20 protein-coding genes and 3 tRNA genes are annotated in these 22,500 nt (G+C 71.4%); 8 read left to right on the top strand and 15 right to left on the bottom strand.

What is annotated here, in order from left to right:
* Window positions 1–15: 15 nt before the first annotated feature.
* From R9X44_RS05755 to R9X44_RS05735, 5 genes are all read left to right on the top strand, one after another.
* Window positions 16–1,035 (top strand): TIGR03842 family LLM class F420-dependent oxidoreductase, encoded by a 1,020-nt coding sequence (locus R9X44_RS05755; protein WP_319812919.1) that lies wholly within the window; start codon window positions 16–18, stop codon window positions 1,033–1,035.
* Window positions 1,032–1,856, top strand: a complete 825-nt coding sequence (locus R9X44_RS05750) for an ABC transporter permease (protein ID WP_319812918.1) — start codon at window positions 1,032–1,034, stop codon at window positions 1,854–1,856. Before R9X44_RS05755 ends, R9X44_RS05750 begins: the two co-directional genes overlap by 4 nt.
* Complete coding sequence (locus R9X44_RS05745) at window positions 1,853–2,635, top strand: ABC transporter ATP-binding protein (protein WP_319812917.1); 783 nt, start codon at window positions 1,853–1,855, stop codon at window positions 2,633–2,635. The genes R9X44_RS05750 and R9X44_RS05745 overlap by 4 nt, the downstream gene beginning before the upstream one ends.
* Window positions 2,632–3,393, top strand: coding sequence for an ABC transporter permease (locus R9X44_RS05740; RefSeq protein ID WP_319812916.1), 762 nt, complete (start codon window positions 2,632–2,634; stop codon window positions 3,391–3,393). The genes R9X44_RS05745 and R9X44_RS05740 overlap by 4 nt, the downstream gene beginning before the upstream one ends.
* A 62-nt stretch (window positions 3,394–3,455) precedes the next feature.
* Window positions 3,456–4,571, top strand: a complete 1,116-nt coding sequence (locus tag R9X44_RS05735; protein WP_319812915.1) for an ABC transporter substrate-binding protein — start codon at window positions 3,456–3,458, stop codon at window positions 4,569–4,571.
* A 63-nt stretch (window positions 4,572–4,634) separates the two neighbouring features.
* Here the strand turns inward: R9X44_RS05735 and R9X44_RS05730 are convergent, their stop codons facing one another.
* On the bottom strand, window positions 4,635–5,267 hold the full coding sequence (locus tag R9X44_RS05730) for an HNH endonuclease family protein (RefSeq protein WP_319812914.1): 633 nt from the start codon (window positions 5,265–5,267) through the stop codon (window positions 4,635–4,637).
* Window positions 5,268–5,751: 484 nt separating this feature from the next.
* Between R9X44_RS05730 and R9X44_RS05725 the strand changes: the two genes are divergently transcribed.
* Both R9X44_RS05725 and R9X44_RS05720 read left to right on the top strand, forming a co-directional pair.
* Entirely contained in the window at window positions 5,752–6,939 is a 1,188-nt protein-coding gene (locus tag R9X44_RS05725) for a helix-turn-helix domain-containing protein (RefSeq protein ID WP_319812913.1), read from the top strand.
* An 87-nt stretch (window positions 6,940–7,026) separates the two neighbouring features.
* Window positions 7,027–7,503 (top strand): potassium channel family protein, encoded by a 477-nt coding sequence (locus tag R9X44_RS05720; RefSeq protein WP_319812912.1) that lies wholly within the window; start codon window positions 7,027–7,029, stop codon window positions 7,501–7,503.
* Here R9X44_RS05720 and R9X44_RS05715 read toward each other — a convergent pair.
* From R9X44_RS05715 to R9X44_RS05675, 9 genes are all read right to left on the bottom strand, one after another.
* Window positions 7,475–8,701: an ion channel protein gene (locus R9X44_RS05715; RefSeq protein ID WP_319812911.1), complete on the bottom strand. Its 1,227-nt coding sequence runs from the start codon at window positions 8,699–8,701 to the stop codon at window positions 7,475–7,477. The two genes, R9X44_RS05720 and R9X44_RS05715, sit on opposite strands and share 29 nt — an antisense overlap.
* Window positions 8,698–9,078, bottom strand: coding sequence for a phage holin family protein (locus R9X44_RS05710; protein ID WP_319812910.1), 381 nt, complete (start codon window positions 9,076–9,078; stop codon window positions 8,698–8,700). The genes R9X44_RS05715 and R9X44_RS05710 overlap by 4 nt, the downstream gene beginning before the upstream one ends.
* A 75-nt stretch (window positions 9,079–9,153) precedes the next feature.
* Window positions 9,154–9,537 (bottom strand): RNA-binding S4 domain-containing protein, encoded by a 384-nt coding sequence (locus R9X44_RS05705; RefSeq protein WP_319812909.1) that lies wholly within the window; start codon window positions 9,535–9,537, stop codon window positions 9,154–9,156.
* A 105-nt stretch (window positions 9,538–9,642) separates the two neighbouring features.
* Complete coding sequence (locus R9X44_RS05700; protein WP_319812908.1) at window positions 9,643–10,473, bottom strand: alpha/beta hydrolase; 831 nt, start codon at window positions 10,471–10,473, stop codon at window positions 9,643–9,645.
* A 523-nt stretch (window positions 10,474–10,996) separates the two neighbouring features.
* Window positions 10,997–11,068, bottom strand: a tRNA-Val gene (locus R9X44_RS05695).
* Window position 11,069: 1 nt separating this feature from the next.
* A tRNA-Cys gene (locus R9X44_RS05690) sits at window positions 11,070–11,143 on the bottom strand.
* A gap of 20 nt (window positions 11,144–11,163) precedes the next feature.
* A tRNA-Gly gene (locus R9X44_RS05685) sits at window positions 11,164–11,235 on the bottom strand.
* 77 nt (window positions 11,236–11,312) lie between these two features.
* Entirely contained in the window at window positions 11,313–12,101 is a 789-nt protein-coding gene (locus R9X44_RS05680) for a TIGR03084 family metal-binding protein (RefSeq protein WP_319812907.1), read from the bottom strand.
* The gene (locus R9X44_RS05675; protein ID WP_319812906.1) at window positions 12,098–13,069 is read right to left on the bottom strand and encodes an alpha/beta hydrolase; all 972 of its coding nucleotides are present in this window, start codon (window positions 13,067–13,069) and stop codon (window positions 12,098–12,100) included. Before R9X44_RS05675 ends, R9X44_RS05680 begins: the two co-directional genes overlap by 4 nt.
* 188 nt (window positions 13,070–13,257) lie before the next feature.
* On the opposite strand from R9X44_RS05675, the gene R9X44_RS05670 reads away from it, so the two are divergent.
* Complete coding sequence (locus R9X44_RS05670; protein WP_319812905.1) at window positions 13,258–16,167, top strand: AMP-binding protein; 2,910 nt, start codon at window positions 13,258–13,260, stop codon at window positions 16,165–16,167.
* A gap of 3 nt (window positions 16,168–16,170) precedes the next feature.
* Here R9X44_RS05670 and R9X44_RS05665 read toward each other — a convergent pair whose 3' ends face one another.
* The 5 genes from R9X44_RS05665 to R9X44_RS05645 all read right to left on the bottom strand — a co-directional run bounded on the left by R9X44_RS05665 (window position 16,171) and on the right by R9X44_RS05645 (window position 22,459).
* Window positions 16,171–16,812 carry a Crp/Fnr family transcriptional regulator gene (locus R9X44_RS05665; RefSeq protein ID WP_319812904.1) on the bottom strand — a complete coding sequence of 214 codons (642 nt, stop codon included), beginning with the start codon at window positions 16,810–16,812 and terminating at the stop codon, window positions 16,171–16,173.
* A 6-nt stretch (window positions 16,813–16,818) separates the two neighbouring features.
* Window positions 16,819–20,424 carry a tetratricopeptide repeat protein gene (locus R9X44_RS05660; RefSeq protein ID WP_319812903.1) on the bottom strand — a complete coding sequence of 1,202 codons (3,606 nt, stop codon included), beginning with the start codon at window positions 20,422–20,424 and terminating at the stop codon, window positions 16,819–16,821.
* Window positions 20,425–20,508: 84 nt separating this feature from the next.
* Entirely contained in the window at window positions 20,509–21,540 is a 1,032-nt protein-coding gene (locus R9X44_RS05655; protein WP_319812902.1) for an ADP-ribosylglycohydrolase family protein, read from the bottom strand.
* A complete protein-coding gene (locus R9X44_RS05650) occupies window positions 21,537–22,007 on the bottom strand; it encodes an NUDIX domain-containing protein (RefSeq protein ID WP_319812901.1) in 471 nt (156 codons plus the stop codon). The genes R9X44_RS05655 and R9X44_RS05650 overlap by 4 nt, the downstream gene beginning before the upstream one ends.
* The gene (locus R9X44_RS05645; protein WP_319812900.1) at window positions 21,965–22,459 is read right to left on the bottom strand and encodes a hypothetical protein; all 495 of its coding nucleotides are present in this window, start codon (window positions 22,457–22,459) and stop codon (window positions 21,965–21,967) included. Before R9X44_RS05645 ends, R9X44_RS05650 begins: the two co-directional genes overlap by 43 nt.
* Window positions 22,460–22,500: the final 41 nt, after the last annotated feature.

The following is a 22,500-nucleotide window of genomic DNA, read 5'->3' as shown; positions in this document are numbered from 1 at the left end:
TCGAGGGGGACAACAGTGGACATCGGAGTCGTCTTCCAGCTCGACCCGCCGGCCTCGGCCGTCGTGGACCTTGCGGTGAAGGCAGAACAGGCGGGTTTCAGCCACGTCTGGAGCTTCGACTCGCACCTGCTGTGGCAGGAGCCGTTCGTCATCTACAGCCAGATCCTGGCGAAGACCGAGAAGGTCGTCGTCGGGCCGATGGTGACCAACCCGAAGACGCGCGACTGGTCGGTCACCGCGTCGCACTTCGCCACGCTGAACGAGGCGTACGGCAACCGGACGGTCTGCGGCATCGGCCGCGGCGACTCCGCCGTGCGCACGCTCGGCCTGAAGCCGACCACCATCGCCGAGTTGCGCGCCTCGACCGTCGCGATCCGCGACCTGGCCGAGGGCAGGGTCGCCGACGTGCGCGGCCAGGAGATCAACTTCCCGTGGGTGAAGGGCGGCGCGCTGCCCATGTGGGTCGCCGGATACGGCCCGCGCGCCCTCGCCGTCGCCGGTGAGGTCGGCGACGGGTTCATCCTCCAGCTCGCCGACCCCGACATCGTCGCGTGGACGATCGGCGCGGTGAAGGACGCGGCGGAGAAGGCGGGCCGCGACCCCGACGCGATCACGTTCTGCGTGGCCGCGCCCGCCTACGTCGGCGACGACCTCGCGCACCAGCGCGAGCAGTGCCGCTGGTTCGGCGGCATGGTCGGCAACCACGTCGCCGACATCGTGGAGCGGTACGGCGCGGACGGCGGCGCGGTGCCCAAGGCGCTCACCGACTACATCAAGGGCCGCAAGGACTACGACTACGCCGAGCACGGCCGCGCGGGCAACAGCCACACCGCGTTCGTGCCCGACGAGATCGTCGACAGGTTCTGCCTGCTCGGCCCGGTCGAGGCGCACCTGGACCGGCTGAAGGAGCTGGCGCACCTGGGCGTCGACCAGTTCGCCGTCTACCTCCAGCACGACGACAAGGAGAACACCCTGTCGGTCTACGGCGAGCAGATCATCCCGGCAGTCTCGGGGCTGCGAGTGAAGACCACGTGAGACGCGCGTTCGGCTCCCTGGCCCTGGTGGCGCTCGCCGCCGGGGCCTGGGAGGCATACAAGGCGCTGGCCCCCGACGACGGCGTCTCCGTCATGGGCGTCCGGGTCATGCCGCGCGCCGACGACCAGGCGATGCCGCACCTGTGGACCGTGCTCGCCCGGCTCGGCGAACCCGAGTTGCGCGGCGGCGCGCCCATCTGGGAGGTGCTGCTCAGCGCGTGCCTGACGACGCTCGGGATCGTCGCGGTCGGGCTCGTCGTCGGCGTCGTCGTCGGGGGGCTGCTCGCGGTGCTCATGCAGCGCTCGGGGTTCGCCGAACGCGGCCTGCTGCCCTATGTGGTGCTGTCGCAGACCGTCCCGCTCGTCGCGCTCGCCCCGGCGATCGCGGGCTGGGGCGGCGCGATCATGCCGCAGTGGGCGACGGTCTCCGTCATCGCCGCCTACCTTGCGTTCTTCCCGGTCGCGGTCGGGCTGCTGCGCGGCCTTCAGTCGCCGCCGCCCGAGGCGGTCGAGCTGATGGACGCCTACTCGGCGGGCTGGTGGGCGACGCTGGTCAAGCTGCGGCTCCCGGCCTCGCTGCCGTTCCTTTTCCCGGCGCTCAAGCTCGCCGGGGCGGCCGCCGTCGTCGGCGCGGTCGTCGGGGAGATCTCCACCGGCACCCGCGGCGGCATCGGCCGTCTTGTCATCGAGTACTCCCGGGAGGCCACGACCGACCCGGCGAAGGTCTACACCGCGATGCTCGGCGCGGCCCTGCTCGGCCTGGCCGTCACCGGCCTGCTGACGCTCGGGCAGCGCCTGGCCGCGAGGGGGGTCACACCATGATCGAACTTTCCGGGGTCACCAAGGTCTTCAACGCGGGCAAGGCCGCCGAGGTCACCGCGATAGCGTCGGCGGAGCTGTCCGTCGCGGCGGGGGAGTTCGTCTCGCTGATCGGGCCGTCCGGCTGCGGCAAGAGCACACTGCTGCGGCTCATCGCCGACCTGGTCCCGCCGACGACCGGGACGGTGACCGTCGCGGGCAAACCCGCCGCCCGCGCGCGCAAGGACCGCTCCTACGGCATGGTCTTCCAGAAGGCCGGGCTGTTCGACTGGCGAACCGTCCAGCGCAACGTGGAACTGCCCCTCGAGCTGCGTGGGCTCGGCAAGGCCGAGCGGCGTCAGCGCGCGGCGGCCATGCTCGACCTCGTCGGGCTCGGCGACTTCGCCGGGCACTACCCGGCGCAGCTGTCCGGCGGGATGCAGCAGCGCGTGTCCATCGCCCGCGCGCTCGCCGACGGGCCGCCCCTGCTGCTCATGGACGAGCCCTTCGGCGCGCTCGACGAGATGACCCGCGAACGGCTCCAGGGCGAACTGCTGCGCATCTGCGCCGAGACCGGCACGACAGTCGTGTTCGTCACGCACTCGATAGACGAGGCGGTGTTCCTGTCCGGCAGGGTCGCGGTCATGTCGGCGCGGCCCGGCAGGATCACCGAGATCGTGCCCGTCGCGCTCGGCGCGCGGACCGAGGACGTCAGGCAGTCGCCCGAGTTCTTCGCCGCGGTCACCGAGGTCCGCCGCGCGCTGCGCGCCCCGGCCGTGCCCGCCCCCGCGGAGCACAAGTGAGGGCCCGCGCGCTCTTCGCGCCGCTCATCGTCGGGGTGTCCGCGCTCGTGCTGTGGGAGCTGTTCGTGCGGGTCGGCAGGGTCGCGCCGTTCGTGCTGCCCGCGCCGTCGGCGATCGCCAAGGAGTTCACCCGCTCCTTCGACGTCATCGTCCGCACGGGCGCGGCAAGCGGGCTCAACGTGCTCACCGGCCTCGTGCTCGGCACCGTGCTCGCGCTCGCCGCCGCGCTGCTGGCCAGCAGGTTCGGCCTGCTCGGCGAGGTGTCCGCGCCGGTCGTCGCCGCCGCGAACGCGCTGCCGATCATCGCGCTCGCGCCCATCCTGAACAACATGTTCGAGTCGACCAGCAGCATCCCGCGCCGCGCGATCGTCGCGCTCGTGGTGTTCTTCCCGGTCTTCCTCAACACCCTGCGCGGCCTGCGCGAGGTCGACCCGACGCACACCGAGCTCATGGACTCCTACGCGGCGGGACCCTGGGCGTTCAACCGGAAGGTGCGCCTGCCGGGCGCGCTGCCCTTCTTCTTCACCGGACTGCGGCAGGCCGCCTCGCTCGGGGTCATCGCCGCGGTCGTCTCGGAGTACTTCGGCGGCCTCCAGAACGGCCTCGGCTCCCGCATCACGGCTGCGGCGTCGAACACCGCCTACCCCAGGGCGTGGGCGTTCGTCGTCGGCGCGTGCGCGCTCGGGCTGCTGTTCTACGCCGCGGCACTCCTCCTGGAACGGCTCGCGACCCCGTGGAAGCGCACGTCGTCGTCGTAGCCGCCCCCCGAACTCCCACCCCGGAACCCCTCATCCCCTCAACCCCCGGAGGAAGAGAACAAGTGAAGAAGATCCTCGGCGTGCTCACCGCCGCGCTTCTGCTCGCCGGATGCGGCACCGCCGACACCGACGAGGGCGACGGCGGCAAGGAGTCGGGCCCCACCAAGGTCAAGCTCCAGCTCCAGTGGTTCGTGCAGGCCCAGTTCGCCGGCTACATCGCGGCGGTCGACAAGGGCTTCTACGCCGAAGAGGGCCTGGAGGTGGAGATCCTGGAAGGCGGCGTGGACATCGTCCCGCAGACCGTCCTGGCGCAGAACCGGGCCGACTACGCGATCTCCTGGGTGCCCAAGGCGCTCGCCTCGCGCGAGCAGGGTGCGGCGATCACCAACGTCGCCCAGATCTTCAAGCGTTCCGGCACCTACCAGGTCGCCTTCGCCGACAGCGGCATCAAGACCCCCGCCGACCTGAAGGGCAAGAAGGTCGGCAACTGGGGCTTCGGCAACGAGTACGAGCTGTTCGCCGCCCTCACCAAGGCCGGACTCGACCCGGGCAAGGACGTCGAGCTCGTCCAGCAGCAGTTCGACATGCAGGCGCTGCTGCGCGGCGACATCGACGCCGCGCAGGCCATGTCCTACAACGAGTACGCGCAGCTGCTGGAGGCGGAGAACCCCAAGACCAAGAAGCCGTACCAGGCGTCGGACTTCACGGTCCTTGACTGGAACGAGGTCGGCACCGCGATGCTGCAGGACGCGGTGTGGGCGTCGACCGAGCGGCTCAGCGACCCCGCCTACCAGGAGACGACGGTCAAGTTCCTCACCGGCACCCTCAAGGGCTGGATCTTCTGCCGGGACAACCCCGAGGAGTGCCGCGACCTCGTCGTCGCGCGCGGCTCCAAGCTCGGCGCGAGCCACCAGCTCTGGCAGACCGTCGAGACCAACAAGCTGATCTGGCCCGCGCCCGACGGCATCGGCGTCATCGACGCCGCCGACTGGAAGCGGACCGTCGACCTGTCGCTCGGCACCAAGAACGCCGACGGCGACACGGTCATCACCAAGCAGCCGGAAGGACTCGCCTACACCAACGACTACATCAACAAGGCGCTCGCCAACATCAACGACGACACCAAGGGCGCGTCCTACAAGCCCGAGCCCGTCAAGGTGGAGCCGGGCGGCAAGTAGCACCCGTCGGGCGGCCCGGGTCGGGGGACCCGGGCCGCCCTTCGGTCAGGTGTTACGTATGACTCAGCAGTAGCCGAGCATCGTGTTGAGCGCGGTCTTCTCGGTGCTCTGGAGGGTCAGGCCCCAGTAGGACTTGGTGGCGATCCAGGACTTGGCGTAGGTGCACCAGAAGCCGGTGAGCGACGGCTTCCAGGCGGCGGGGTCCTTGTCGCCCTTGGCCTGGTTGACGTTGTCGGTGACCGCCCACAGCTGCGGCCTGGTGAGGTCGTTGGCGAACTGCTGGCGCTTGGCGGTGGTCCACGCCGACGCGCCCGAGCGCCAGGCTTCGGCGAGCGGGACCAGGTGGTCGATGTCGACGTCGGAGGCGGCGGTCCAGGTGGCCCCGTCGAACGGGCTGTACCAGCTGCCGGACGTCGCGGCGCACGAGCTGTTGGTGACGACGTTGACGCCGTCGCGCTTCAGCACGGTCTCACGGGTGTTGCACGCGCCGGAGATGGTGATCCAGTGCGGGAACAGGTCGCGGTTGTAGGTTCCGGCGTTGGCCTCGGCGGCCACGGTCAGCGCCGCGAGCTGGCTCTTGGCGGTGGCGAGGCTGGGGATGCCGGGCGGGGTCGCGGTGGCGGGGGAGGCGGTGGCGAAGAGGGCGAGCGGCGCAAGGACAGCCGCGCAGGCCGTCGCCGTGAGGACTCGCTTCACGAGTCTTCCCTTCTGCCCGAACGACCCGGCCAAATCGGGGGGAATTTGGACGAACCAGGTCATCTACGGGCAAAACAAAAGATCTCAAAAACGGCCTACAGGGCGGAAGCCCGGCATTAAGTGGCAATGAACACGCGATGGATAATACGTATGACGTTTATGACCCCGGAGAAGTGGGCTCCCTGTGTCATGGCGTCCATAGGGGTCCTCGCGACGATTGGAGCATCGGCACAACATCACGGCCCGGTATCGCCGGAGAAGCCGCTTGGATCGTTCCAGGATTGTGCGCGTGCCACAGGTGTATCCCTGGTCTTGTGCACCCTGCACGGCGTCCGTCGGACCGGTCCCGTCCCGCATAACCGCAGGTCAGCAGAGGTGTGCGGGGGCACATCCGGAACGCGCAGGTGTGTCGGTGACCACAACGCGCCCTTGCGCGGGCCCGAACCCGCTGGGCAAGCTGGCCCGAGTTTCAGGGAGGGCAATCATGGGCGCACTCGGACTCATCGAACGGAACCAGACACACCGCGACGTCGTCGGCATGGCGGCGCGCAGGCTCAGCGACGAGACCCCGGAACTCGCGGCGCGGCTCGTCAAGCGGATCAGGGCGCACTGCCCGGCCGCCGCGCGGCTCGTGCCGGAGGCGGAACAGTTCGAGTCGGTGCGGCTCGGCCTCGCCTACGGCCTTGCCACCATCCCCGAACCCGGTCCGGAGCGGCGCGAACTCCTGCAGGCCGCGCGCACCGGACGCCGCCGCGCCGCCCAGGGCGTCCCGCTCGACGAGGTCGTCAAGTCCTACCACCTGTCGGTCCAGCTCGTCTGGGACGAGCTCGTCAGGATCGTCCGCGAGGACTCGCCGCAGCGGCTCGACCTGCTGATGCGCAGCAGCATGCACATCTGGGCGGGGATCGAGCGGCAGGCCGACGTCGCCGCCGAGGCTTACCGCGAGGCACAGGCCGACCAGGTCCGCTTCGCCGACGAGCGCGCCCGCCTCCTGCTCGGCGAGCTGCTGGAGACCGCCACCCCGGAACAGCCCCTCGTGGACGCCGTCCGCGACACCCTCGGCCTTGACGAGCAGGGCAGCTATGCCGTGGCCGTCACCAGGTACGCAAGGCCGAGGCGCGGCGTGCGCCACCCCGAGACGATGGCGGGCGCGCGCGTCGTGTGGTCGGCCGGGACCGAGGGCGACGTCGCCGTCATCGCGCTGCGCGGCGACGGCCTCGCCAAGGTCGCCGAGGCGCTCGAGGCGGCGGTCCAGGGCCCGGTCGGGCTCAGCCCCGAGGTCACCGGCCTCGCCTCGCTGGCGTTCGCGCGGCGGCTCGCCGACACCGCGCTCGCCGGCCGCAGGCCCGACCAGCGCGGCGTCATCGCCCTCGACGACCATCTGCTGCGCTCGTTCGTCAGGGCGGCCCCCGACCTCGCCGAACTGCTGCGCCGCCAGATCATGTCCGACGTGCTCGCGCTCCCGTCACACGAGGCGACCGCCCTGCTCGACACCCTCGACTGCTGGCTCGAGGTCGGCTCCACCGCCGAGGCGGCGCGGCGGCTGTACTGCCACCGCAACACCGTGCTCAACCGGCTCCGCCGGCTCGAACAGGTCACCGGCCGCAAACTCGAGGAGCCGCGCGACGTCGTGCTCCTCGCGCTCGCCCTGGAGTCGGTCAAGTCGCGCTGATCTTCGCGCCGCCGTCCGCCCGCCGCGCGCGCGGCGGGCGACCCGGCTGGTACCTCCCTGCGGAGGGGGTGGCCGATGAGGGCGAGCGTGTCACGCAGGATCTGGGTCTGGGCCGAGGCGTTCCTCGCGTTCGTCGGCGGGGCCGTCGTGTACTTCATGATCCCGGTGAAACCGGAGGAGATCCAGTCGGAGTTCGCGCTGCGCGCGTTCGTGCTGTTCCTGTCGCTGAGCGGCGTGACGTTCATCCTCGTCCGGCAGGGTCGCCGCGCCACGAAGCAGGGGCGGCTGCCCGCCGAGCAGATCGCGCTGCTGCTCAGCATGGTCGACCTCGTCGTCGTCTTCTTCGCGCTGCTCTACTACGCGCGCGCCGAGGAGTTCAACGGAATCACCACACGGCTCGACGCCCTGTACTTCACCGTCTCGACCCTGTGCACGGTCGGCTTCGGCGACATAGTGCCCGTCGGACAGTGGGCGCGGGTGCTGACCACGGTGCAGATGGTGTTCGACCTCGTCATCCTCACCTCGGTGATCACCCTCATCCTGTCCCGGCGGCGGGCGGCGTGACCCGCATCTCCGGCCGGCCCGTCGCGATCAGCCACGCGGGCAGGATCGCCACGCACAGCACGGGCACCAGCGCGACGCTCCCGCCGAGCACGACCCCGAGGAACAGGCTGAGCCACCCGCTGCGCGACACCGCCACGCACGCGCCCATCGCCCCCGCCGAGACGGCGAGCGCCAACGGCATGTCGGGCCACGGCAGCGCCGCCGCGAGCACCCCGACCGCGACCCCGATGAACGCGCTGGGGAAGATCCGCCCGCCCCGGAACCCCACCGACGCCGCCACCAGCAGCGCCACGCACTTCACGACGATGATGACGACGAGCTGGCCCATCGAGTGGGCGTCGGGGTCGGACGCGAGCTCCTGCATCTGCTCGAGGCCCTTGAACAGGGTGATCCGGCCGCCGATCACGCCGAGCAGCCCGAGGACGAGCCCGCCGAGCGTCAGCAGCAGCACGGTGTTCCGGACGGAATGGGCGATCCGGTGGAAACGCGGGAACAGGTAGACCATGCCCATCCCGATCAGACACGCGACGGCGGCCACGACCGCCGCGGTGACGACGTCGACGAGCCCCGGCGTGCCGTACGCGGGGACGTCCAGGGCGAACTCCATGCCTGGGCTGAGGAAGTGGACGGTCAACGCGCCAGCCGCCGCGGCGAGGACTGGCGCGGCCATCCTGTCCCACAGCGGCGCGTCGCCCTCGCGCGACGGCTGCTCCGACAGCAGCAGCGCCGCCGCGATCGGCGTCGCGAACATCGCCCCCAGCGTCCCGCACAGCGCGAGCCCCACCCACACCGCGACGGGGACCTTCGGCAGAAGCCGTCGGCCGAGACCCGCCGCGAGCGCCACGTTCGCGGCGATCGTCGGCGCCTCCGGGCCGAGGCTCACCCCGAACGCCAGCGTGACGAACAGGGCGGCGAGCAGGCCCGGCACCGTCGAAAGCGGCAGCGGCGCGCCGCCGCCCAGGTTCTCCGTCGCAGGGTCGTGCCCCGCGTGCCCGGGGACATAACGGATGATGAGCCCGCTCAGCAGGCCCCCGGCGGTCAGCACGACGACCGTCCACCACGCCTGCTGCGGCTTCCACAGCACATGCTCGACCTGCCCGGCGAGCGCGCTCACCCCGACGAGCACGACCGCGCTCACCACCCCGACGGCGAGCGCCGGCAGGACGAGCGGCAGCAGACGGCGCGCCGCGGCGGTCATCGCCGGTCGTCGGCGTCGACGAAGAGGCTGAGCAGCCAGCTCACCAGGCTGATGATGATCGCCGCCCAGAACGCCGGCCAGAACCCGGAGACATGGAACGGCAGATGGAACTTGTCGGCGATCCAGCCGGTCAGCATCACCAGGCACGCGTTCACGACGAGCGCGAACAGACCGAGCGTCAGCACGTAGAACGCGCAGCCGAGCACCTTGATGACCGGCTTGAGGAACGCGTTCAGCAGCCCGAAGATCAACGCGACGGCGGCCAGCGTCCACGCCTGCGACGCGGTGTCGTGCCCGGTCAGGTCGACCCCGCTGACGATCCACGTCGCCACGAGCAGCGCCACCGCGTTGATGACGAACCGGATCAGAAAGTTCACAGGACCCCCAGAGGCGCGATCACCGAACCACTACCCGAGGTGACCGCACGCTAACGCCGGGTGTCCCGTGCCGTGTCAGCGCATACTGCGCCCGAACAGCTTCTCGATGCTGCGCCGCTCCCGCTTCGACGGCCTGCCCGCCCCCCGATCCCGAATCCCGACCGGCCCCGTCAGCTCCTTCGGCGGCGGAGGCGGCGACTTGTCCTCATAGCACTCGGCGGCGACCGGCGCGCCCACCCGCTTCACGATGAGCCGGGCGACGACCACGACGCGTTCCCGTCCCTCGACCCGCACCCGCACCTCGTCGCCGACCTTCACGCCCTGCGCGGGCTTGGCCCGCACCCCGTTCACCCGCACGTGCCCGCCCCGGCACGCCTCACCCGCCGCCGACCGCGTCTTCAACAACCGCACGGCCCAGATCCAGCTGTCCACCCGCACGGTCCCCGCCGCATTGCCCATACCCCCACCCTAACCACCGATCCCCACCCCGCCCCAACGGTATTTCGCGGGTCCGCGCGACGCGGAAGGCCGCCCCCACGAGGAGGGCGGCCTTCTGTCAGCGCGCTAGGAGAGGTTCTTCTGACGGACCTCCCACGCCGTGCCGCACAGCCCGCAGTCCGCGCCGACGAACAGGCTCCGCGCGACGGTGTCGCCCTTGAGCTGCCACTTCAGCCAGGCCGACGCGACACGTCCGAACTCACCGCCGTTCGGCTGCGCGTACGTGCCCATGTGGCCGACGTTCAGATTGCCCATGAAAGCGGGCAGCCCGGCCGGGAGCCGGTCCCAGTCGTCGAGCGCGTTGGGGTGGGCGATGTCGTCGGGTCCGCCGACGAGGTAGATGACTGGCGCGTGCAGCCGCGTCAGCTGGACGTTGTTCGCGTCGTCGAGCATTCCGCTGTTGAAGATCCCGGTCGTCGTCACCCGCCGGTCGGCGGACGCCTCGTATGCCTCGAGCCCACCGCACGACTGGCCCATCACCGCGATCTTCGTCGTGTCGATCTTTCCCCGGTACCTGCTGAGCAGCCGTGTGTTCTCCGCAATGGCCCAGTCGATCGCCTCGGTGAGCATCCGCGCGTTGGTCCTGCCGGTCCCGCCTGGCCGTCCGTTGGCGATCACCAGGAACCCGTGCGACGCGAACTCCTTCAGGATGTTCTCGAACCATGTCCCGTCGGCCCGGCACGCCCCGTTCCCCCACGCCACGATCGGCAGTTTCCCGCTCGGCAGGTTCACGGGCCGGTACACGGTGTGCCCCGGCAGCCGCACCGTCGTCTCATAGTCGGCCGGGTAAGGCCCCGACCCTCCCGCCGCCGCGAGCGCAGGCCCCGGCGGCAGATGCGCCGCGACCACCACCCCCACCACGACCAGCACCCGCAAAACCCGACGACCCCACCCCATAAGCCCTCTCCTTCCATCCACCGACCCCCTCCCGGAGGCCGCCTCCCCCCGATGTTCCTTCGCCCCCACCCCACCCACATCCGCGAAACCACCGGCCCTCCCACCCCCACCCCCCGGACCGCTCCACCCCAGCCCCCAACCCCAGCACCCCAGCCCCCCAACAAGCGACTTCGGCGCGCACACGGGCAAGGGCGCACAAGCGAGAAGCGAGAAGCGAGAAGCGAGAAGCGAGAAAACGCAGCAGCCACGACAAGCGAGAGGCCCGCCAACCAGCGCAACCAACGAGAGGAGCCCTCTAAGAACGTGTCCTAAGACTGCAAGGGAACTACGCGTCAGCGCCCCGACCACGAAGAACCCGAGAAAGGAAAACCCCCCAGATACCCAAAAGCCCCCGTACCGTAGCCGGGGGCGTGGGGGCGAAGCCCTCACATCGGGGGGTTCGGGGGGTCGCCCCCCCGATAGACATAGCGGCCCGCTGGGAGCTTTGAAGCGAAGCGAAAAGCGACCAGCGAAGGCCGGCTCGTGGACGATACTGGGATTGAACCAGTGACCTCTTCCGTGTCAGGGAAGCGCTCTCCCGCTGAGCTAATCGTCCGTGGAGGTGGAGACGGGATTTGAACCCGTGTACACGGCTTTGCAGGCCGTTGCCTCGCCTCTCGGCCACTCCACCGCGAGGCGATGGCCTCTCCGAGCGGAAGACGGGATTCGAACCCGCGACCCTCACCTTGGCAAGGTGATGCTCTACCACTGAGCCACTTCCGCGTGCCTACCTCGGGTTTCGGTTCCGTTTCCGGCCGGTTCCCCTTGGCGACATGGATAACCCTACAGGACTTCCGGACCTAGTGCGTACTCGATTCGGCGGTCGCGCCGACGGGGGCGCGGCCGGGCCCGGGGGGTCCGGCGTACGCCTGGACGACGTCGAGCCACCGTGACGCGTCGGGCCCGGAGGCGTGGACGGCGAGGTCGTCGCGGTGCCTGCGGCGGACCGCGAGGAGGCAGAAGTCGAGCGCCGATCCGGTGACGCGCTGGGCGGCGGTGCTCGGCCCCCACGTCCACTGTTCGCCGGACGGCCCGGTCAGCACCACGTAGAAGGGTTCGGCGGGAGCGGGCTGCCCGTTGACGGAGAACGCGTAGTCGCGGGCCCGGACGGCGATGTGCGCGACGTGCCTGAGCCGGTGCGTCGGCGTGACGGTGACGCCGAGCGCGTCGGCGATGTCGAGGCCGTGCGCCCAGGTCTCCATGAGGCGCGCGGTCGCCATGCTCGGCGCGGCCATGGGCGGTCCGAACCAGGGGACGCGCTCGCCGGGCGGCACCTCGCGCAGCGCCGCCAGCGCCGCCTGACGTGCCTCGCGCCACGCCTCAAGGGGTGTGCCCGGCAGGTACGGGGAGGGGTTCGCGCCCTGTTCGAGGAGGTCGGGCGTCGCCTCGCGGAGCGACGCGCGGAACCCGTCGGGGTCGGTCGCGGACAGCAGCGCCTGCCGGTCGGTCCAGGCCAGGTGCGCGACCTGGTGGGCGATCGTCCAGCCGGGCGCGGGGGTCGGCAGCGCCCACTGCGCGGGGGTGAGACCGCCGACGAGCGCGTCGAGCGCCGCGTACTCGGCGCGCAGGTCGTCGAAGATCTGGTTCACGAGGCGGCCTCCTCGGGAGGGGTGAGCGCGGCGCGTACCCACGCGCCGTACGTTGCGATGGCTGCCTTGGACTCCGGGAGGAGCCCGCCGAACATGGGGAAGACGTGCAGCTGTCCCGCCCAGGTCTGGAGGGTCGCCGGGACGCCGGCTTCGGCGAGCCGCCGCGCCATCGTCTCGGCGTCGCACACCAGGACCTCGCTCGAGCTGCACAGGATGTAGGACGGGGGCAGCCCGGTGAGGTCGGCGTTGATGGGGGAGACCGTGGGGTCGAGCGGGTCGAGGCCGTCGAGGATCTGGGTGACGAAGAGGTCGAGCAGCGGCATGAGGCTGAACGCGTCGAGTGCGGCGGCGGGGTGGGCGGCCTTGGCGGTGAGGTCCATGTCGAGCATGGGCGACAGGGCGATCAGCGCGGCCGGGAGCGGCAGGCCGGCCTCGCGTGCGAGGAGCGCGGTAGCGAACGTCATGTAGCCGCCCGCCGAGTCGCCGGAGAAGACGACGTTCTCCGGGGCGACGCCCTGGTCGAGCAGCCATGTGTAGGCGGCCAGGCAGTCGAGGGCTTCTTCGGCGAAGGTGACCTCGGGCAGCATCCGGTAGTCGACGGACAAGGCGGGGACCCCGGCGGCCTCCGATAGGCGGGCGACCATACGCCGATGCGTATTGAGCCCGCAGGAGATCCATCCTCCGCCGTGGAAGTACAGGATCACCTTCGACCGGTCAGGTCCGACGCCTCTGCCGTGCACCCACTCCGCGCCGAACCCGTCGAGCTTGACGCGCCGGACCCGGGTGCCGCGCGGCGGCGGCACCTTCCCGGCGAACTTGTCGATCGCCGCCGCGCGCTTGAAGTCGATCGGCCCCGACGGCACCCGCGACAGCAGCCTTCTGGAGACCGCACGGGCGCTGACGCCGACGGCGCGGGCGCGCAGACTCGGCTGCGCGTGGCGTTCGATCACCAGCGTCACGCGATCCATGGGGGTCTCCTCGGCCCGGGGTAGGGCGATGCTCGCACGCCGCTCCCACGCTGCCTACCCACATGTGATGTAAATAACTGCTTACCTCACGGTGACGACGTCGGGTGACGGGTGATGAACGCCCGGCTAACGCGCCGGGCCGGTCGGGGCGTTGACCCGGGAGGGGTGGACGCACGACGATGGCCGGTGTGACGTCCCTGTTCAAGGCACCGGCGCCGAAGGACCTCGCCCGATTCGGCACGCGGCTCGCCCGCGGGCTGACCGCCACCGCGCAGAACGTGCTGGAGGTCGCCAGATTCGGCGGGTTGCGCACCGACGAGCAGGCGTCGCCGCACCAGATCGTGGCCGAGCAGCGCGTCTACCGGCTGCGCCGCTACTTCCCCGAGGCCATGGCCGACCGTCCCGTGGTGCTGCTGGTCCCCCCGCTGATGCTGACCGCCGAGATCTACGACATCGCGCCGACCGCGAGCGCCGTCGGCGTCCTGCACGATCTCGGCGTCGACCCGTGGGTGGTGGATTTCGGACATCCCGAGGACGAGCCGGGCGGCCTCCAGCGCGACATCAGCGACCACGTCCTGGCGATCAGCGACGCGATCGACCGCATCCAGGAGATCACCGGCAGGGACGTCCATCTGGGCGGATACTCCCAGGGCGGCATGTTCGCCTACCAGACCGCCGCATACCGCCGCAGTCAGGGCATCGAGTCGCTGATCACCTTCGGCAGCCCCGCCGACCTCGACGCGGCGAACCCGTTCGGCGTCCCGACATGGGTGCCGCGCCAGCCGATCGTCGACCTGCTCGGCCAGGTGCCGAACCTGTCGATTCCGGGATGGGTGACGCGGGTCGGCTTCCAGGTGCTCAGCCCCACCAAGTCGGTGCGCAACCGGATCGAGTTCCTGCTCCAGCTGCACGACAGGGAGGTGCTCGCGCCGCGTGAGCGCCAGCGCAGGTTCATGCAGGGCGAGGGCTGGGTCGCCTGGCCGGGCCCCGCGCTCGCGGAGTTCCTGCGCCAGGTCGTGGCGCACAACCGGATGCTGCGCGGCGGGTTCGTCATCGGCGACCGGCTGAGCACCCTCGCCGACATCACCTGCCCTGTGCTCGCGTTCGTCGGTGAGGTCGACGAGATCGCGCCGACCGCGATGGTGCGCGGGATCGTCCGGGCCGCGCCGCGCGCCGAGGTGTACGAGTCGACCCAGCGGACCGGGCATTTCGGACTCGTCGCGGGGTCGCACGCCGCCGGGACCACCTGGCCGGTCGTCGCGGGATGGGTGCACTGGCGGTCGGGCGAGGGCATGATCCCGCAGGAGATCGGCCCGGTGAAGGACGAGGAACAGGGCATGCGCGGCAAGGTCGGGTACGGCCTTGAACTCGCCGTCCAGGTCGGGACCGGGGCCGTCAGGTCGGCGGCCGGGACGCTCGCGACCGCCGCGCACGCGATCGTCGGGCTCGGCGAGGAGGCCGCGGAGCTGCTGCCGCGCCTGCGCAGGCTCGAGCGGATCGAGCCGGACACCCGCATGTCGTTCGGCCTGCTCCTTGACGAGCAGGCGCGCCGCCGTCCCGACGAGGTGCTGTTCCTCTACGAGGACAGGGCGCACACGCGGCTCGCGGCCGAACGCAGGATCGACACGGTGGTGCGCGGGCTGCTGTCGCTCGGCGTGCGGCAGGGCGAGCACGTCGGGGTGCTGATGGCCAACCGGCCCAGCGCGCTGGCGCTCGTCGCGGCGCTGAGCAGGCTCGGCGCGGTCGCGGTGATGCTGCGGCCCGACGGCGACCACGCGCGGGAGATGGAGCTCGGCCAGGTCCGCAGGGTCGTCGCCGACCCCGAGCACGCCGGGCTCGTCGACGGCGTCGAGGTGTTCCTGCTCGGCGGGGCCGAGCGCGGCTCGGACGACGCCGAGGTCGCCGCCGACCTCGACCGGCTGGAGACCGACCTCGTTGAGGTGCCGGGCTGGTACCGGCCGAACCCGGGACGCGCGGGCGACCTCGCGTTCGTGCTGTTCAGCGGCGAGGGCAGGGCGACCAAGGCGATCCGGATCACGAACCGGCGCTGGGCGCTCTCGGCGTTCGGCACGGCTTCGTCGGCGGCGCTCTCGGAGGCCGACACCGTCTACAGCCTCGCGCCGATCTCGCACCCGTCGACGCTGCTGATGAGCATCGGCGGCGCGGTCGCGGGCGGTTCGCGGATCGCGCTGGCCAGCGGCTACGACCCCGCGACGTTCTGGGACGAGGCGCGCCGCTACGGCGTCACCGTCGCGTCGTACACGTGGACCCTGCTGCACGGGCTTGTCGAGGCGCCTCCGCATCCGGGGGAGCGGCACCACTCGGTGCGGCTGTTCATCGGCTCGGGCATGCCGCGCGGCCTGTGGCGTCGGCTGGAGACCCGGCTCGCGCCCGCCCGTGTGTTGGAGTTCTACGCGGCCACGTCGGGTGAGGCGATCATGGTGAACCTGACCGGCAAGAAGCCGGGCTCGGTGGGCCGTCCGCTGCCGGGCAGCGCGGCCGTCGCGATCGCGCGCTATGACCTGGAACGCGACGCGCTCGTCCCCGGCCCCGACGGTTTCGCGATCGAGTGCGGCCCCGACGAGACCGGCATCCTCCTCGCGGCGGGAGACGCCTCGCCCGATCCGCTGCGCGGCGTCTTCGCGCCCGGCGACTCATGGATCGCCACCGGCGACCTGTTCCAGCGCGACGCCGACGGCGACCACTGGATGGTCGGCCGCACCGCCGAGATCGCCAGGACGGCGGCGGGCCCCGTCCCGTGCGGCGCGATCCGCGACAGGATCGGCGACGTGCCGGGCGTCGACCTCGCCGTCGCATACGGAATCCCCGCCGGACGGCACGACCTCCTGGCCGCCGCTGTCACCCTGCGCGCCCCCGTCTCGGCGGCCGACTTCACCGCTGCGTTCCCCGACGCGGGCCCCGACCTCATCCGCATCGTTGACGAGATCGACGCGAACCCGTTCGCCCGCCTGCGCACCGGAAGCCTGCGCGCCGAGGGCGTCCCGGACGAGGACGCGGGCATCGCCTACTACCGCGACGCGGCGGGCGAGTACCGTCCCCTCACCGACACCGTCCGGGACCGGCTCCGCGCCCGGTAGGGCTCAGAGGTCGTCGTCGGGGACGTCGAGGCAGGCGCGGCGGATGAGCAGGCCGTCAGGGCGGAACTGGACGCCCGCGCCGAACGAGCGGGTGACGATCTTGCCGCTGGCGGCCGTGGTGAGCCGCGCCCAGCTCGCCAGGAGCGTCCGGGTGATCGGGATGGCGACGTGGACGAGCCCGTCGGGCGTGGGGCGTCCGTAACGGTCGGCGAGGCGGATCAGCAGTACGCGCAGGCGTTGTGCGCCCTGATGGGCCATCCGTAGCGCGTGTTCGTCGCGGAACTTCATGGTGATCGCATGGGCGAGCGCACGGTAGACCTCGGGGTTGCGGTCCGCCAGTGCCTTGAAGCGCTCGGGCTGCACGGCGGTCGCGCGGACGTCGGTGAGCGCGGTGATGTAGCAGAGCTGGAGCCTGTCGTCGGCGAGTTCGAGTTCGCCGAGGATCGTGCCGGGGCCGAGCAGGTCGAGGATCTGCTCCTGGCCGTCGCGGCGCGCCCACACCTTGACCCAGCCGGAGTCCAGCACGCGGACGGCGTCAAGGACGGTGCCCTCGCGCATGAGGTTCTGGTTGCGCCGGTAGATCACGCTCGATCCGGCGTGGTGGAGTTCGCGCTTGGTCTCCTCCGACAGCAGCGACAGGAACATGGGGGATCAGCCTCCGGGGAGCTCGGGCCGCGCCAGCCACCGGCGCAGCTCGTGGGCGGTGCGGCGGCACCGGTCGGCCTCGTCGTGTCCGCCGAGGCGCTCGTGGGACAGCGCCTGGGCCAGCAGGACGGCGATGCGGCCGCCCTGGTCGTCCACGTCCACGAGGACCGAGTCGGCGTGCCTGAACTGCTCAAGCGCGCCCTCGTCCCCGCCCTGCCGCTGCTGGATGAGCCCGAGCACCAGCCGTGCCTCGGCCTCGGCGGCCCCGTCGCCAAGCTCCTCGGCGCGGCGCAGGCCGTCTACCGCCTGCTTGTGCGCGTCGCCGTACCTGCGCAGCTCGAGCAGCACCGACGCGCGCACCAGCAGCGCCGACGCGAGCGGGAACGGCGCGCCGCCGCTGCGCATGAGCGGAAGCGCCTCCTCGATGACCTTCAGCGCCCTGCCGTACTCGCCCATCCGCAGCAGGATGCGGGCGCGCGTGTCGGCGACCCTGCCGAGCCCGACACGGTCGCCAAGATGGTCGCGCAGCGCCTCGGCCTGGTCGCACGCGGCCAACGCCGCGTCGATCTCCCCGGCGAGCAGGTGGATGCGGGCGAGGCCGCCGTGCGCGGTCGCGGTGCCGTGCGGGTGGCCGAGCCTGCGCCACGCCGCGAGGGCCGCCTCGCCGAACGTTCTGGCGTCCCTGAGCTGGTGCAGGCGGCGCAGGGTCGTCGCCATCTCCTCGAGGGCCTGCGCCTCGCCGCTGCGGTCGCCGATCCTGCGGGCCAGCGACAGCGCCTGCTCGAGCTGGCTGCGCGACTCGTGCAGCCTGCCGCGCTGCTGCAGCACGATCGCGATCGCCGTGCGCGCCGACACCTGGCCGCGCGGGTGGTCGATCTCGATGTGCGCGCGCAGGCCCGCGTCGAGCTGGGCGAGCGCGCCGTCGAGGTCGGCCTCGTCGAGGAGGGTCCAGCCGAGCCAGATCCGCGCCCAGCCCTCGGCCTGCCGGTCGCCCGACGCGAGCGCGAGGTCGACGGCCTTGCGGCCATGCTCACGGCCCTCGCCGTGCAGCCGTAGGTGACGGCCCACCTTGGCGAGGATCGTGAGGGCGCGCGCCTCGCCCGTCGCGTCATGGCGGGCGACGCTGAGGGCGAGCGCCTCGGCCGCGTCGCGGTGCGCCGCCTCGTGCTCGCGGCGGCCGTGCCTGATGTTCGCGCGGATGCGCAGCGCCTCGGCCTCGCCCCGCGCGTCGCCGGACGCCCTGTGCAACGCGAGCGCCCGCTCCGCCTCCTCCAACGACTCGGCGTAACGGCCGAGCGTGCACAGGCTCTCGCCGAGCCGTAGCAGGACGTCGGCTTCGCCGCGCCGGTCACGCGAGTCCCGGTACAGCTCAAGGGACCGCCAGGCGCTGCCGATGGCCGCGTCGTGCTGGTCGAGAAGCTGGTGGACGGCTGCGAGATCCCCCTCTACGACGGCTTGGCCGTGCCTGTCCTCGAGGTCGGCGAACGCGCGGCCGGCCATCTTTGCGTACGCGAACGCTTCCATGTACTCGCCTACCGCGAGATGTACGACGCCCAGGTTGCGCAGCATGTGGGCGACCGCGCGGGGGTCGTCGGCCAGGCGCGCGGAACGCAGGCCGATCCGGTGCATGTCGATCGTGCTGCGGCCGTACCTGCGCAGTTCGAGGAAGTCGAAGCACGCGTCGGCGAGGCCGTAGGCGACCTCGTGGCGGCCCGCCTCGGCGGCCAGCCGCGCCGCCGCGACGAGTCCGCGCAGCTCGCGTTCGAACCAGGCGAGGCCCCTGTCGCGCAGCTCGGGCGCGGAGGGCTCGGGGCCCGTCCCATGGAAGGCGCGGCGGTGCCTTCCGAGACGGTCGCCGTGCTCGCGCGCGCCGTCGAGGAAGTAGGTGAGGACCCTGTCGACTGCCCCGTCGCGCTCGTGCTGGGTGTTCTCCAGGCGAACCCGGTCGAGCGCGAACTGACGCAGCAGGGCGTGCCAGCGGTACCGTCCGGCGTGCTGGCGCGTCACGAGGCCCGCCTCGGCGAGCGCGTCAAGGGCCTCCCGGACGCCGCCGGCCGCCGCTACCGGCAGACCTACCAGCGCGCTCAGGGACTCCTCGGAGAAGTCGGCGCTCGGGGTGAGGGAGGCGAACCTGAACACATGGCGGTGCTCCTCCGCCAGGCCCCGGTAGGCGACCATGAACGCCGACCGCACCCCCGCGGCCTCCGTCCCGGCCTGGAGGTCGGCGAGCCCTTCGGGACGCGCTGCGGCGACGCGTACGGCGAGCGGGTTGCGCTCGCACAGGCGGGCCACCTCACGCCGCGTCTCCGGGGGAGCGGACGGCGCGATCCTTGCGACGAGGTCGGCGGCCTCGTCCTCCGCGAGCGGCCCTACGGCGATCTGTCTTCCACCGAGAGAAGGCAGCGCCTCGCCCGAGGTGACGACGACCGCGCATGACGGCGTCATCGGGAGCAGCCGCCTTATCTGGGCGGGGCCCTCGGCGTCGTCGAAGACCAGCAGCAGGTCGCGGTCGGCGACGATGCGGCGGTACAGCTCGGTCAGGGACTCCTCGCCGCGCGGGACCTTCTCGCCGGGCAGCCCCAGCGCGCGCAGGATCGCGCCGAGGGCCGTCGCGGCGGGGCGGCCCCGGACGTCGACCATGATCCTGCCGTCGGGGAAGTGCTCGGCCATCGCGTGCGCGAAGTGCGCGGCGAGCGCGGACTTGCCCGAGCCGCTCGGACCGTGCAGGACGGCCAGGCGCTGGCCGGGGGAGTGCAACAGCTCGTCGCGCAGCAGGCTGAGTTCGGCGGCGCGGCCGGTGAAGTGCCGCACCTCCGGCGGCAGTGACGGCGGCCTCGGCCAGGCCAGACCGGCGGGGAGCGCCGCCCCGCGCAGCCGGGGCTTCGCGGGTTCGCCGAGGAGCGGTCTGCGGTGCGGGGTCACCGACCACAGGTCGTCGAACGGTTCCGCGATCCGCCGCAATCCGGGCAGATCGGTGATACGCCGCCAGTGCGCGTCGAGCAGCCCTTTCTGGCGGAACCTGCTCAGTGTGCGGTTTGTCCGTGCGCGCGTCACTCCCGCGTATCTGCCGAGATCCTCCTGGGTGAGGCCGATGTCGAGCAGCGCGCCGCCGCCGTGCGGACGGCCGAACCGCTCGGCGAGCTCCACGAGGTGCGCGGCCAGGCGCTGGTCCGCGCCGACCTCGGGCGCGAGCGCGAGCGCCAGGCGCAGGCCGTCATGGGTGGCGCGGTCGTCCATCGTGCGCAGGACCGCCGTCGCGAACGCGTGGTGCTCCTCGGCGAGCTGGCGGAACCGCGCCTGCGGCACCCTGAGCACCCGCATCGCACCCCTGCCGACCGCGACGACGTCGGCCCGCTGCGGCTGCCCGGCGAGCAGGTGCAGCCCCGCCCCGTCACCCGGGCCGAGCACCCCGATCACCGACGCCTGGTTGGTGAGGGTCGCGCGGCGGATCTCCAGCGCGTGCCCGTCGCGCACGATGAGGACGTCCTCGGCGAGCCTGCTCTGCAACTGCAGCTCCGCGTGCGGACCGTGCGCGACGGTGCGGTGCTCGGCGTCGAGACGGCGTTGCAGATCGGCGGGGAGGCGGTCCCAGAAGCTCACGGGAGCGGTCATCTCACAAAGGAAACACCTACCCGAGGGGGGTGATGTGTCACCGGGCACGTCCAGGGATGTACCCGGCGGAACGTGGAAGAATTCTCAGGATGCGAAGTGCTTCGCGAATGCGTCGGAAACGCCCTCGATCGTCGTGCGGCCTTCCAGCGCGCTGAGCCACGCGTCGGGGATGCCGGTAAGTCCGTTGCGGAGGCCGAGCAGGTTGCCGGTGATCGCGCCCGTCGAGTCGCTGTCGCCCGAGTGGTTGACGGCAAGGAGCAGGGCGGCCGCGGTGTCGTCGGCGTGGGCGAGGGCGCAGTAGACGGACATCGCGAGGGCCTCTTCGGCGATCCAGCCTTCGCCCAGCGACTCCAGAAGCTCGGGTGACGGGATTCCTTGCGCGGCCGCGGCGACCGCCTTGGCGAGCGCGTCACGGGTCTCCGCGCCGTTCTCGTGGGCGTCGAGGAGGGCCACGGTGTGCCCGACGGCACCGGCCAGTGGCTCCCCGGCGAGGAGGTGACGGACGATCGCGGCGAAGGCTCCCGCCGCGACGTAGCCCGTCGGGTGGCCGTGTGTCTGCGCGCCGCACTCCGCCGCGCGCGTGAACGCCTCCTCGGGACTCCAGGCAGGGACGAGCCCGAAGGGGGCCGAGCGCATTACCGCGCCGCAGCCTTTGGAGCCCGGGTTCTGCGGGTGGGCGGGCGTGCCCATGCGCCTCGAGGACAGGCCGGACATGCACGCGTTCCCCGGCGCGCGCAGCGCGTACAGCCAAGCCTCGTCAGACAGGCCGCCGTCAAGGTCGACGCCTCCCGCACCCGGTAGTTCGACGTGCCCTCGACGCGGCGAAGACAGCCGCTGCGTGGCAAGCCACCTCCGGTGCGCCCGGTGGACCGACCCCTCAACATCGCCGCTCTGCGCCCGGATAAGGCCCTCAAGGGTGAACAACGTCATCTGCGTGTCGTCGGTGATGACCGCCCCGGCGACGCCGTAACAGGGAAGCGGCCTTTCGACGCCCCGCGGCCCGTGAACTCGGCGGATCTCGGCGAGCGACTGGAACTCCACCCCCGCCCCGAGCGCGTCACCGACCGCCCCCGCGACGACACACGCCCGCACCCGCTCCGCAAACGCCGCCCTCACCGATCCGTCTCCCTCGCGTAGGCCGTCAGATTCTCCTCGGTGATCCGGGACAGCGGCCGAGGCAGCGCGTCAAGCCGAAACCACCCGATCTCCAGACACTTCCCCGGCTCCCGAATCTCCGGCGTCCCCCCGACATGCTTCGCCAGGAACGTGGCAGACACCCAGTGCTGCCCCTCCTCGGGAAGCAGATGATCGAACACCCCGAGCAGCCCCGTCGCCTCGACCTCCATCCCGTACTCCTCAAGGAACTCCCGCCGGACGGCGTCAGCGAGCCGCTCCCCGAACGCGACCCCACCCCCCGGAAACTCCCACGTCCCCGCCTCATTACGCGCCCCGGCCCCCCGCTTCGCCAGGAACACCCGCCCCTCCCCGTCGAACACCAGGGCCCCCACCCCGACCCCGACGTGGTCGATCCCCGCCCTGCTCACTTGATCGCCGGCAGCAGCAGCGTCGTCGTGTACACCCACAGGAACACCGTAGACCCCCCGATGAACAACACAACATACGTCTCATACCACCGATAAGCCGCCCTGATCCTCGGCTTGGCCCGAAACCCCGGCCGCACCAGCTCATCCAACAACTCACACTCCTCCCGCCGATAATCCAACCAAGACAAAACCCCAATGACCACCAACAAAATCGTGAACCCCGCAACAAACGTCTCAAGCCACAACAACCCCCGCAACGCCCCCCGCGCCACCTCAGGCCCCACCCCCCACTTGTCATGCCCCAAAAACACCGAAATCCCAGCCCCCACAATCGCCGTAGCCAGCGTCTGATAAATCGCCAAAAACTTATAAACATTCTCATTCAACGCATGAATCTGCTGCAAAATATACTTATACCTCTCCACCGCCACCAACTGCGCCGTCTCCGACATCCCCCCCACCTGCCCCTGCACCGAAAGCTCCGAACTCACCGAACCCCTCCTTTATCCCGATAAAACCTAAGCGCCTCAAG

Source organism: Actinocorallia sp. A-T 12471, from assembly GCF_033875155.1.
GTDB lineage: Bacteria > Actinomycetota > Actinomycetes > Streptosporangiales > Streptosporangiaceae > Actinocorallia.
The sequence above is the reverse complement of the archived record's forward strand: the minus strand, read 5'-3'. Positions and strand labels throughout refer to the sequence as shown.